Annotated in this window: 21 protein-coding genes; all 21 read right to left on the reverse strand. The window is 67.1% G+C overall.

Annotation, left to right across the window (positions count from 1 at the left end):
* Nucleotides 1-17: 17 nt before the first annotated feature.
* The 21 genes from H0X00_RS16860 to rplP all read right to left on the reverse strand — a co-directional run bounded on the left by H0X00_RS16860 (nt 18) and on the right by rplP (nt 10650).
* A complete protein-coding gene (locus tag H0X00_RS16860) occupies nt 18-1037 on the reverse strand; it encodes a DNA-directed RNA polymerase subunit alpha (protein WP_293773086.1) in 1020 nt (339 codons plus the stop codon).
* A gap of 75 nt (nt 1038-1112) precedes the next feature.
* Nucleotides 1113-1517, reverse strand: coding sequence for a 30S ribosomal protein S11 (gene rpsK / locus H0X00_RS16865; RefSeq protein ID WP_293773089.1), 405 nt, complete (start codon nt 1515-1517; stop codon nt 1113-1115).
* A 3-nt stretch (nt 1518-1520) separates the two neighbouring features.
* Nucleotides 1521-1901, reverse strand: coding sequence for a 30S ribosomal protein S13 (rpsM, locus tag H0X00_RS16870; RefSeq protein ID WP_293773092.1), 381 nt, complete (start codon nt 1899-1901; stop codon nt 1521-1523).
* A gap of 119 nt (nt 1902-2020) precedes the next feature.
* Nucleotides 2021-2134 (reverse strand): 50S ribosomal protein L36, encoded by a 114-nt coding sequence (gene rpmJ / locus H0X00_RS16875; RefSeq protein ID WP_018682809.1) that lies wholly within the window; start codon nt 2132-2134, stop codon nt 2021-2023.
* A 24-nt stretch (nt 2135-2158) separates the two neighbouring features.
* The gene (infA, locus tag H0X00_RS16880) at nt 2159-2380 is read right to left on the reverse strand and encodes a translation initiation factor IF-1 (protein ID WP_293773115.1); all 222 of its coding nucleotides are present in this window, start codon (nt 2378-2380) and stop codon (nt 2159-2161) included.
* 121 nt (nt 2381-2501) lie between these two features.
* A complete protein-coding gene (map, locus tag H0X00_RS16885; protein ID WP_293773117.1) occupies nt 2502-3329 on the reverse strand; it encodes a type I methionyl aminopeptidase in 828 nt (275 codons plus the stop codon).
* 9 nt (nt 3330-3338) lie between these two features.
* Nucleotides 3339-3992 carry an adenylate kinase gene (locus tag H0X00_RS16890; RefSeq protein ID WP_293773119.1) on the reverse strand — a complete coding sequence of 218 codons (654 nt, stop codon included), beginning with the start codon at nt 3990-3992 and terminating at the stop codon, nt 3339-3341.
* The gene (gene secY, locus H0X00_RS16895) at nt 3992-5296 is read right to left on the reverse strand and encodes a preprotein translocase subunit SecY (RefSeq protein ID WP_293773122.1); all 1305 of its coding nucleotides are present in this window, start codon (nt 5294-5296) and stop codon (nt 3992-3994) included. The genes H0X00_RS16890 and secY overlap by 1 nt, the downstream gene beginning before the upstream one ends.
* 92 nt (nt 5297-5388) lie before the next feature.
* Nucleotides 5389-5832, reverse strand: coding sequence for a 50S ribosomal protein L15 (gene rplO / locus H0X00_RS16900; RefSeq protein WP_293773124.1), 444 nt, complete (start codon nt 5830-5832; stop codon nt 5389-5391).
* A 3-nt stretch (nt 5833-5835) separates the two neighbouring features.
* Nucleotides 5836-6015: a 50S ribosomal protein L30 gene (gene rpmD, locus H0X00_RS16905; RefSeq protein WP_293773127.1), complete on the reverse strand. Its 180-nt coding sequence runs from the start codon at nt 6013-6015 to the stop codon at nt 5836-5838.
* 1 nt (nt 6016) lies between these two features.
* Nucleotides 6017-6688, reverse strand: coding sequence for a 30S ribosomal protein S5 (rpsE, locus tag H0X00_RS16910; protein WP_293773129.1), 672 nt, complete (start codon nt 6686-6688; stop codon nt 6017-6019).
* Complete coding sequence (rplR, locus tag H0X00_RS16915) at nt 6688-7071, reverse strand: 50S ribosomal protein L18 (protein WP_293773131.1); 384 nt, start codon at nt 7069-7071, stop codon at nt 6688-6690. Before rplR ends, rpsE begins: the two co-directional genes overlap by 1 nt.
* Before the next feature lie 3 nt (nt 7072-7074).
* Nucleotides 7075-7614, reverse strand: a complete 540-nt coding sequence (gene rplF, locus H0X00_RS16920; protein ID WP_293773133.1) for a 50S ribosomal protein L6 — start codon at nt 7612-7614, stop codon at nt 7075-7077.
* 15 nt (nt 7615-7629) lie between these two features.
* Nucleotides 7630-8034 (reverse strand): 30S ribosomal protein S8, encoded by a 405-nt coding sequence (rpsH, locus tag H0X00_RS16925; protein ID WP_293773135.1) that lies wholly within the window; start codon nt 8032-8034, stop codon nt 7630-7632.
* Between the two features lie 9 nt (nt 8035-8043).
* Nucleotides 8044-8229, reverse strand: coding sequence for a type Z 30S ribosomal protein S14 (locus H0X00_RS16930; protein ID WP_293773137.1), 186 nt, complete (start codon nt 8227-8229; stop codon nt 8044-8046).
* 12 nt (nt 8230-8241) lie between these two features.
* Nucleotides 8242-8862: a 50S ribosomal protein L5 gene (rplE, locus tag H0X00_RS16935; protein ID WP_367186670.1), complete on the reverse strand. Its 621-nt coding sequence runs from the start codon at nt 8860-8862 to the stop codon at nt 8242-8244.
* Nucleotides 8862-9179: a 50S ribosomal protein L24 gene (gene rplX, locus H0X00_RS16940; protein ID WP_293773139.1), complete on the reverse strand. Its 318-nt coding sequence runs from the start codon at nt 9177-9179 to the stop codon at nt 8862-8864. Before rplX ends, rplE begins: the two co-directional genes overlap by 1 nt.
* A 2-nt stretch (nt 9180-9181) precedes the next feature.
* Nucleotides 9182-9550, reverse strand: a complete 369-nt coding sequence (rplN, locus tag H0X00_RS16945; protein ID WP_293773141.1) for a 50S ribosomal protein L14 — start codon at nt 9548-9550, stop codon at nt 9182-9184.
* An 86-nt stretch (nt 9551-9636) separates the two neighbouring features.
* Nucleotides 9637-9924, reverse strand: a complete 288-nt coding sequence (gene rpsQ / locus H0X00_RS16950) for a 30S ribosomal protein S17 (protein ID WP_293773144.1) — start codon at nt 9922-9924, stop codon at nt 9637-9639.
* The gene (gene rpmC / locus H0X00_RS16955; protein WP_367186671.1) at nt 9921-10163 is read right to left on the reverse strand and encodes a 50S ribosomal protein L29; all 243 of its coding nucleotides are present in this window, start codon (nt 10161-10163) and stop codon (nt 9921-9923) included. Before rpmC ends, rpsQ begins: the two co-directional genes overlap by 4 nt.
* Before the next feature lie 67 nt (nt 10164-10230).
* Nucleotides 10231-10650 carry a 50S ribosomal protein L16 gene (gene rplP / locus H0X00_RS16960; RefSeq protein ID WP_293773146.1) on the reverse strand — a complete coding sequence of 140 codons (420 nt, stop codon included), beginning with the start codon at nt 10648-10650 and terminating at the stop codon, nt 10231-10233.
* Nucleotides 10651-10763 lie beyond the last annotated feature (113 nt).

Consider the following 10763-nt stretch of genomic DNA (forward strand, 5'->3'; position numbering starts at 1 on the left):
CCCCCCCCCCCCGACTGTCAGTACTGCTCGGTCTCGGCGTAGCCCTGGTCGTCGTCGTCGCCACCGAAGTCGGAGACCACGAGGCTCGGGTCGAACCCGGGCGGGCTGTCCTTGAGCGCCAGGCCCATGCCGTGCAGCTTGGCCTTGACCTCGTCGATCGACTTGGCCCCGAAATTCCTTATATCGAGGAGGTCCGCCTCCGACCGGGAGACGAGCTCGCCCACCGAGTGGATGCCCTCGCGCTTGAGGCAGTTGTACGACCGGACCGTCAGCTCGAGCTCCTCGATCGGGAGCGCGAGGTCGGCGGCCAGGGCGGCGTCCGTCGGGGACGGGCCCATGTCGATGCCCTCGGCCTCGATGTTGAGCTCGCGGGCCAGACCGAACAGCTCGACCAGGGTCTTACCGGCCGAGGCCATCGCGTCGCGCGGCAGCATCGAGTTCTTGGTCTCGACGTCGACGATCAGCCGGTCGAAGTCGGTGCGCTGCTCGACGCGGGTCGCCTCAACCTTGTAGGTCACCTTGAGCACCGGCGAGTAGATCGAGTCGATCGGGATCCGGCCGATCTCCTGGCCGGTCTGCTTGTTCTGCTGGGCCGAGATGTAGCCACGGCCGCGCTCGACGGTGAGCTCCATGTCGAGCTTGCCCTTGCCGTTCAGCGTGGCGAGGGAGAGCTCGGGGTTGTGCACCTCGACGCCGGCCGGCGGCTGGATGTCTCCGGCGGTGACGTCCCCCGGGCCCTGCTTGCGCAGATACATGACCACGGGCTCGTCGTGCTCGGAGCTGACGACCAGTTCCTTGATGTTCAGGATCAGGTCGGTGACGTCTTCCTTCACACCGGGCACCGTCGTGAACTCATGCAGCACGCCGTCGATGCGGATGCTCGTCACGGCCGCCCCCGGGATGGAGGACAGCAGGGTCCGGCGCAGGGAGTTGCCGAGGGTGTAGCCGAAGCCGGGCTCGAGCGGCTCGATGACGAACCGGGAGCGGTGCTCGGTGACGACCTCTTCGGACAGGGTGGGGCGTTGTGCAATCAGCATGAGTACTGCCTCTCCGCGACGACCGCTATTTGAAGTCGCGAACTAGGTGGTGCGGTGACAGCGGCTGACGAAGCGTCAGACGCGGCGGCGCTTGGGCGGGCGGCACCCGTTGTGGGGCGACGGGGTGACGTCCTGGATCGACCCGACCTCCAGGCCGGTGGCCTGCAGCGAACGGATCGCGGTCTCGCGGCCCGAACCCGGGCCCTTCACGAACACGTCGACCTTGCGCATGCCGTGCTCCTGCGCGCGACGGGCGGCCGACTCGGCGGCCATCTGCGCGGCGAACGGAGTCGACTTACGCGAGCCCTTGAAGCCCACGTGGCCGGCGCTGGCCCACGCGATCACGTTCCCGTTCGGGTCGGTGATCGACACGATCGTGTTGTTGAACGTCGACTTGATGTGCGCGTGACCGTGCGCGATGTTCTTCTTCTCCTTGCGCCGGACCTTCTTGGCGCCCTGCTTGCGACTCTGAGGAGGCATCGGCTACTTCTTTCCGGGCTTCTTCTTGCCGGCGATGGCGCGGCGCGGGCCCTTACGGGTACGGGCGTTCGTGTGGGTCCGCTGGCCGTGCACCGGCAGACCGCGGCGGTGCCGGATCCCCTGGTAGCACCCGATCTCCACCTTGCGGCGGATGTCGGCGGCAACCTCGCGGCGGAGGTCACCCTCGGTCTTGTAGTTGGAGTCGATCCAGTCGCGGAGCGCGACCAACTCCTCGTCGCCGAGGTCCTTCGCCCGCATGTTCGGGTCGATGTTGGTGCCGGCGCACGTCTGCTGCGCGCGGGTACGGCCGATGCCGAAGATGTAGGTGAGCGCGATCTCCAGGCGCTTTTCGCGCGGGAGGTCGACGCCGACTAGGCGTGCCATTCAGCTTGTCCTTCAACGCAGGCGGAGGTCTGCGCGCATCCGTCCCGAGTGCTCGGGCCCCGGCCTCCGTGCCGGGGGTGCAGCCGCCCGAAGCGGCCGTGGATGCGCAGGGGGTGCTACTAGCCCTGACGCTGTTTGTGGCGCAGGTTCTCGCAGATGACCATGACGCGACCGTGCCGGCGAATCACCTTGCACTTGTCGCAGATCTTCTTGACGCTCGGGTTGACCTTCATGCCCTTGCTTTCTGCCGGTTCGAATTACTTGTAGCGGTAGACGATGCGCCCACGGGTCAGGTCGTAGGGCGAGAGCTCCACGACGACTCGGTCGTCCGGCAGGATCCGGATGTAGTGCATCCGCATCTTGCCGCTGATGTGCGCCAGGACCTTGTGACCGTTGTCCAGCTCCACCCGGAACATGGCGTTCGGGAGTGACTCGACAACTATGCCCTCGATCTCGATGGCACCGTCTTTCTTCGGCATAGCCTCCGCGTTTCGTCTTTACAATTTCTTCTCACGCCAAAACCGGCCCGAATGAAGATCGTTCGGAGCCGACGGGCGAGTCTACGTCACGCCTGCGCGCTGGGCGAAATCGGATAGTGGCTCACGTCGCGGCCCGGATCGCGGCGATCCGTTCCTTGCCGCCGTCGAGCGCGGTCAGCACCCATGGGCCGTCCTCGGTCACGGTGAACGTGTGTTCGAAGTGGGCCGAGTACTTGCCGTCCACGGTGGTCACGGTCCAGCCGTCGCCCAGCGTCCGGGTCCGCCGGTCGCCCAGGTTGATCATGGGCTCGACGGCCAGCACCAGCCCGGGCCGGATCCGCTCCAACTTGTCGGCCACCGAGTAGTTGGGCACCTGCGGCGGCATGTGCATCTCGCTGCCGATGCCGTGCCCGACGTACTCCTCGACGATGCCGTACTCGCCCTGGCTCTCCACGAACTCCTGGATGGCGTCGCCGATGTCGTTGATCCGCCCGGTCAGGGTGGCCGCGGCCATCCCCCGCCACAGGCCCTCCTCGCACACCCGCAGCAGCTCCAGGTGCTCCGGAGCCACCTCGCCGACCGGAATGGTGATCGCCGCGTCGCCGTGCCAACCGTCCACGATCGCGCCGCAGTCGACGGAGACCACGTCGCCCTCGCGGATCACCCGCGGGCCGGGGATGCAGTGCACGACCTCGTCGTTCACCGAGGTGCACAACGTGGCCGGGAAGTCCGGTACCCCGGGGCCGCCGGGCACGCCGATGAAGGAGGGTATCCCGCCGGCGGCGCGGATGTTCTTCTCCGCGATCGCGTCGAGATCCTTGGTGGTCATGCCCGGCTCGACCGAACTGCGCAGCAGCTCCAGGGTCTCGCCGACCAGCAGACCGGCCACCCGCATCTTCTGGATCTGCGGAGGCGTCTTGTACTCGATGGTGCGGCGCCGTCGGAACACTGCTGTGCCTCAGCTCTCCATCCGGCGCAGCGCGGCGATGGCGCGCCCGGTGACGTTCTCGACCGGCCCGGTGGCGTCCACGCCGACCAGCATCGAACGGTCGGCGTAGTAGTCCACGATCGGCGCGGTCTGCTCGTTGTAGACCTCAAGACGGTGGCGGATGGTCGCCTCCTTGTCGTCGTCCCGCTGGAACAACGCGCCGCTGCAGCGGTCGCAGTGCTCCGGGTCGGCCGGCGGGTCGAAGACGATGTGCCAGATCTGGCCGCAGTCCCGGCAGGTGCGTCGGCCGGCCAGGCGCCGGACGACCTCCTCGTCGTCGACGACGAGCTCCATCACCATGTCGAGGCAGTGGCCGATCTCCTCGAGCATGGCGTCGAGGACCTTGGCCTGGGCCACGTTGCGAGGGAAGCCGTCGAGCAGGTAGCCGCCGACCGCGTCCGGCTCGCTGATCCGGTCCTTCACCATGGCGATGGTGACCTCGTCCGGGACGAGGTCACCAGCATCCATGTACTTCTTGGCCTCCGCGCCGAGCGGTGTCCCCTGGCTGACGTTCTTGCGGAAGATGTCACCTGTCGAGATCTTCGGAATCGACAGATGCTCCGCGATGAACTCGGCCTGGGTCCCCTTCCCCGCGCCTGGAGGGCCCACAAGGACGATCCTCACTACCGCAGGAATCCCTCGTAATTGCGCTGCTGCAGCTGGCTCTGGATCTGTTTCACCGTGTCCAGGCCGACCCCGACGATGATCAGGATGCTAGCTCCGCCGAAGGGGAACTGCTGCGTCGCGCTGCTACCGAGCACGCCGATCGCGACCATCGGGATCAGAGCGATCACGCCGAGATAGATCGCACCGGCGGTGGTGATGCGGTTCAGGACGTAGTCCAGGTACTCCTCGGTCGGACGGCCGGCCCGGATGCCGGGGATGAAGCCGCCGTACTTCTTCATGTTGTCGGCGAGTTCCGTCGGGTTGAAGGTGATCGCGACGTAGAAGAAGGCGAAGAACACGATAAGGACGAAGAACGTCAGCATGTAGATGGGGTGGTCGCCGCGGGTGAAGTACTTCTGGATCCAGATCGCCCACTGCGAGGTCGGATCCCCGATCTGGGTGGCCAGCGCCGGGAGATAGAGCAGCGACGAGGCGAAGATGACCGGGATGATGCCGGCCTGGTTCACCTTCAGCGGGATGTAGGTACTGGTGCCGCCGTACATGCGGCGCCCGATCATCCGCTTCGCGTACTGGACCGGGATGCGGCGCTGCGCCTGCTCGACGAAGACCACGGCCGCGACCAGCACGAGGCCGGCGCCGCAGACCACGATGAAAACGAACCAGCCCTCGACGACCTTGATCTGCCAGAGCTGCTGCGGGAAGGTCGCGGCGATCTGGGTGAAGATCAGCACCGACATGCCGTTGCCGACGCCGCGGTCGGTGATCAACTCACCGAGCCACATGATCACCGCGGTGCCGGCGGTCATGATCGAAACCATCGTGATGATGCCGAAGGCGCCGACGTCGTGGATCAGCGGCAGGTCACAGCCCTGCAGGAGCCGGCCCGGCTGGCGGGCGATCGCGATCAGCGCGGTGGACTGCAGGATCGCCAGCGCGATCGTCAGGTACCGGGTGTACTGCGTGAGCTTCGCGGTACCGGCCTGACCCTCTTTCTTGAGGGTCTCCAGACGCGGGATCACGACCACGAGCAGCTGAATGATGATGCTGGCGGTGATGTAGGGCATGATCCCGAGAGCGAAAACGGCCAGCTGGAGCAGCGCGCCGCCCGAGAACAGGTTGATCAGCCCGTAGATCCCGCCCTCGTCGAGAGCGGGTTCGAGGCAGGTGTTGATTGCCTGCGTGTCGACGCCTGGCGTCGGCAGCTGCGAGCCCAACCGGAAAAGCGCGATAACGCCCAGGGTGAACAGCAGCTTCTTGCGCAGGTCAGGCGTGCGAAACGCCTGCGCGAACGCGGTGAGCACGGTTCCTCCTGCGCGGACTGTCGGTCGGTGGTCGGCGCGGGCGCCGGCCTGGCGGGTCGGGACTCGTGGATGGAGGCTAGCTCACCGACCGTTCAGCTGAGCGGGGTGACCGTCCCTCCGGCGCCTGTGATCTTCGTGGCTGCCGACCCCGAGACCCTGTGCACCGTTACCTGGAGCGCAACAGTGAGCTCCCCTGTTCCCAACACCTTGACCGGCTGATTCTTCCGCACCGCGCCCTTGGCGACCAGATCGTCGACCGTGACCTCGCCGCCGGCCGGGTACAGAGCCTCCAGTTTGTCCAGATTGACAACCTGGTACTCGACCCGGAAGGGGTTGGTGAAGCCGCGGAGCTTGGGTAGCCGCATGTGCAGCGGCATCTGCCCGCCCTCGAACCGGGCCGGCACCTGGTAGCGGGCCTTGGTGCCCTTGGTACCGCGGCCGGCCGTCTTGCCCTTGGAGCCCTCGCCGCGACCCACGCGGATCTTGGCGGTCTTGGCTCCCGGCGCGGGGCGCAGGTGGTGAACCTTGAGCGTCATTACCTAGACCTCCTCTACCGTGACGAGGTGCCGCACGGCGTTGATCATGCCGAGCGTGACCGCGTCGTCCTCGCGGACGACCTCCTGGTGGATCTTGCGCAGGCCGAGCGAGCGCAACGTGTCGCGCTGGTTCTGCTTGCCGCCGATCCCGGAACGGATCTGGGTGATCTTGAGCTGCGTCATCTCAGGAAGCCCTTGTGCTCGTGGGGTTGGCCAGTCCGGCCGCCCGCGCGCGGAGCATGGCCGGCGGGGCGACGTCCTCGAGCGGCAGGCCACGACGCGCGGCCACCTCCTCGGGGCGCTCCAGCCGACGCAGGGCGTCGACCGTCGCGTGCACCACGTTGATGGAGTTGTCGGAGCCGAGCGACTTGGACAGCACGTCGTGAATGCCGGCGCACTCGAGGACGGCGCGCACGGCACCGCCCGCGATGACGCCGGTACCCGGGCTGGCCGGACGCAGCATCACGACGCCGGCGGCCTTCTCGCCCTGCACGGCGTGGGGAATGGTGCCCTGGATCCGGGGGACCTTGAAGAAGCTCTTCTTGGCCTCCTCGACGCCCTTGGCGATCGCCGCGGGCACCTCCTTGGCCTTGCCGTAGCCGACGCCCACGGTGCCGTCACCGTCGCCGACGACGACCAGCGCGGTGAAGCTGAAGCGCCGGCCACCCTTGACGACCTTGGAAACGCGGTTGATGTCGACGACGCGCTCGACGAACGCGCTCTTCTCCTGCGAGCCGCCACCGCGACGGTCGTCACGACGGTCGCGACGGTCGCCGCCACCTTGACCGCCACCTTGACCGCCGGCCTGACCGCCACCCTGGCCCCCAGCGGGGCCTCGACGCTGTGGTCCGGGCATTAGAACTCCAATCCAGACTCGCGGGCGCCATCGGCGAGCGCGGCGATCCGGCCGTGGTAGCGGTTGCCACCCCGGTCGAAGACCACCGCGGAAACTCCCGCGGCCTTGGCGCGCTCGGCGACGAGCTCGCCGACCTTGCGTGCCTTGTCAGTCTTGTCGCCGGCTGCGGTGCGCAGCGAGGCGTCCATGGTCGAGGCAGACGCCAGCGTGACGCCGGCGGTGTCGTCCACCACCTGGGCCACCATGTGGCGGCTGGATCGGTTGACGACGAGGCGCGGACGCGCGGTCGTGCCGGCGACCTTCTTGCGGACCCGCAGGTGACGGCGCTTACGGGCGATGCCCTTGCGCGCGATCCCCTTGCCGATCTTGACAGTGACGGCCATGGCTTACTTACCGGCCTTTCCGACCTTGCGGCGAATGACCTCGCCGGCGTAGCGCACACCCTTGCCCTTGTACGGGTCCGGCTTGCGCAGCTTGCGGATGTTCGCGGCGACCTCGCCGACCTGCTGCTTGTCGATCCCCGAGACGGAGAACCTGGTCGGCGTCTCCACGGCGAAGGTGATGCCGGGAGGAGCCGTGACCGGGACGGGGTGGCTGAAGCCGAGCGCGAACTCCAGGTCGGAGCCCTTCGCTGCGACGCGGTAGCCGACGCCCGCGATCTCCATCTTCTTCTCGTAGCCCTCGGTCACGCCGACCACCATGTTGGAGATCAGCGTGCGGGTCAGGCCGTGACGCGAACGCGAATCGCGCTCGTCGTCGGGCCGGGTGACGGTGAGAACGCCGTCCTCGCCCTTCTCCACAGAGATCGGGGTGACGACGCTGTGCGTGAGGGTGCCCTTCGGGCCCTTCACAGTGATGTCCGAGCCGGCGATCGTGACCTCGACGTTCGAGGGAACCGGGATCGGAAGCCTGCCAATGCGCGACATGTCTGCCTCCCCCCGCTACCAGACGTAGGCGAGGACTTCCCCACCCACACCCTGCTTGGCGGCCTGACGATCAGTCAGCAGGCCGGACGACGTGGAAATGATTGCGACGCCGAGGCCGCCGAGCACGCGAGGCATGCCGGTGGACTTGGCGTAGACCCGCAGGCCCGGCTTGGAGATCCGGCGCAGGCCGGCCAGCGAACGCTCACGGCTCGGGCCGTACTTGAGCTCGAGGGTGAGCCGCTTGCCGGGTACACCCTCGACCTCGTCGACGGTCCAGCCGGCGATGTAGCCCTGCTGCTGCAGGATCTCCGCGATGTGGCTCTTGATCTTGCTGTACGGCATCGCCACGGTGTCGTGGTAGGCCGTGTTGGCGTTGCGCAGACGAGCGAGCATGTCCGCGATCGGATCGGTCATCGTCATGTCTGCCCCCTACCAGCTGCTCTTGGTGACGCCGGGAAGCTCGCCCGCGTGGGCCATCTGCCGGAGGCAGACGCGGCACAGGCCGAACTTGCGGTACACCGAGTGCGGGCGCCCGCACTTCTGGCACCTGGTGTAGGCCCGCACGTTGAACTTGGGCTTCCGTGCTGCCTTTGCGATCAGAGATTTCTTAGCCATGGGTCGCTCTCCTTACCGCATCTCGGCGAATGGGAAGCCGAGGAGACGCAGAAGCGCGCGGCCCTCGTCGTCGGAGGTGGCCGTGGTGACCACCGTGATGTCCATGCCGCGGACACGGTCGGTCTTGTCCTGGTCGATCTCGTGGAACATCGACTGTTCGTTGAGGCCGAAGGTGTAGTTGCCACGCCCGTCGAACTGCTTGGGCGAGAGGCCGCGGAAGTCACGGATGCGGGGCAGCGCCACCGACAGCAGGCGGTCGGTGAACTCCCACATCCGGTCGCCGCGCAGCGTGACGTGCGCACCGATCGGCATTCCCTCGCGCAGCTTGAACTGGGCGATCGACTTGCGCGCCTTGGTGATCTGCGGCTTCTGGCCGGTGATCGCCTCGAGGTCGCGGACCGCGCCGTCGATGAGCTTGGAGTCGCGGGCAGCCTCGCCCACGCCCATGTTGACCACGACCTTGACCAGGCTCGGGATCTGCATGACGTTCGCGTAGCTGAACTCGGAGTGCAGGGCCGGCGCGATCTCGTCGCGGTACCGCGCCTTGAGCCGGGCCGGGATCTTCTCGGCGACGGTCTTCTCGGCGGTCTCTGCGGTCTTGGTGGTCTTGGTGGTCTCTTCGGTAGCCGTCATCACAGGTCCTTACCGGTGCGCTTGGAGACCCGGACCTTGCGCCCCTCCTCGTCGCGGCGGTAGCCGACACGGGTGGGCAGGTGGTCCTCAGGGTCCACGAGCATCACGTTGCTCACGTGGATCGGAGCTTCCTGGGTGACGATGCCGCCGCTCTTCGCGCCGCGGAGACCGGTGCTCACCTTGGTGTGCTTCTTGATCCGGTTGACGCCCTCGACCAGAAGCTTGTCCGCCTCCGGGTAGGCCTGGATGACGCGGCCACGGACCCCGCGGTCCTTGCCCGTGATCACCTGAACGGTGTCACCCTTCTTGATCCGCATGCCTACAACACCTCCGGCGCGAGGGAGATGATGCGCATGAAGCGCTTCTCCCGCAGCTCGCGGCCGACCGGGCCGAAGATGCGCGTGCCGCGCGGGTCCCCGCCGTCCTTGATGAGCACGGCCGCGTTCTCGTCGAACTTGACGTAGGAACCGTCGCCGCGGCGACGCTCCTTGGTGGTCCGGACGATGACCGCCTTGACGACCTCGCCCTTCTTCACACCGCCGCCCGGGATCGCGTCCTTGACGGTGGCGACGATGATGTCGCCGATGCCCGCGTAGCGCCGACCCGAGCCGCCGAGCACACGGATGCAGAGAAGTTCCTTCGCACCCGTGTTGTCGGCGACACGTAGTCGCGACTCTTGCTGGATCACTGCTTACTCCTGGTTGTCGCGCCGGTTCTCAGCGTTCCAAATGGGGGCCGAGCCTGGCCGAACGAACTGTGCATAGGGAAAAACTGCTACTTGGCCTTCTCGAGCACCTCGACCACGCGCCACCGCTTGGTGGCGGACAGCGGCCGGGTCTCGGCGAGCAGGACGCGGTCGCCCACGCCTGCCTCGTTGTTCTCGTCGTGCGCCTTGAGCTTGTTGGTGCGGCGGATGACCTTGCCGTAGAGCGGGTGCTTGACCCGGTCCTCGACGGCCACCACGACGGTCTTCTGCATCTTGTCGCTGACCACGAGGCCTTCGCGGACCTTGCGGAACCCGCGCGCCTGCGAGTCTGCGGTGTTCTCGGTCGTCTCGCTCATGCCACGCCCTCAAAGGTGGTGATGCCGAGCTCGCGCTCCCGCATCGTGGTGTAGATCCGCGCGATCTCCTTCTTGATGGCGCGCAGCCGGCCGTGGCTCTCAAGCTGGCCGGTGGCGGCCTGGAAGCGGAGGTTGAAGAGCTCCTCCTTGGCCTCCTTCAGCTTGGTCATCAGCTCGGCGTCGTCGAGCTCGCGCATCGCGGTGGCAGCCTTGTTGGTCACCGAGGTCTCGTCAGCCATCAGCCGTTCACCCCGTCCCGCACGATGAAAACAGCAGTACTGGATGGGGAGCTTGTGGGCTTGAACATCAGCCGTTCACCCCGTCCCGCACGATGAATTTGCACTTCATGGGGAGCTTGTGGATCGCGCGACGCATCGCCTCGCGGGCCACCTGCTCCTCGACACCGGACAGCTCGAACATGACGCGGCCGGGCTTGACGTTGGCGATCCACCACTCCGGCGAACCCTTACCGGAACCCATACGGGTCTCAGCCGGCTTCTTGGTCAGCGGACGGTCCGGGTAGATGTTGATCCAGACCTTGCCGCCACGCTTGATGTGGCGGGTCATGGCGATACGGGCCGACTCGATCTGCCGGTTGGTCACGTACGCCGGCTCCAGGGCCTGGATGCCGTACTCGCCGAACGCGATGGCGTTGCCACCCTTGGACGCGCCGTGGCGGTCCGGGTGGTGCTGCTTGCGGTGCTTGACGCGACGCGGGATCAGCATGGCTCAGCTCTCCCCTGCTGCTGCGCCCTCGGGCGCGGACGTGACCTCGGCCGGAGCCGCGGTGGTGGTGGTGGCCTCGGGGCCGGCGGGACGCTCGCCACCGGGACGCTCAC

This window comes from Sporichthya sp. (assembly GCF_013815995.1).
Lineage (GTDB): Bacteria > Actinomycetota > Actinomycetes > Sporichthyales > Sporichthyaceae > Sporichthya.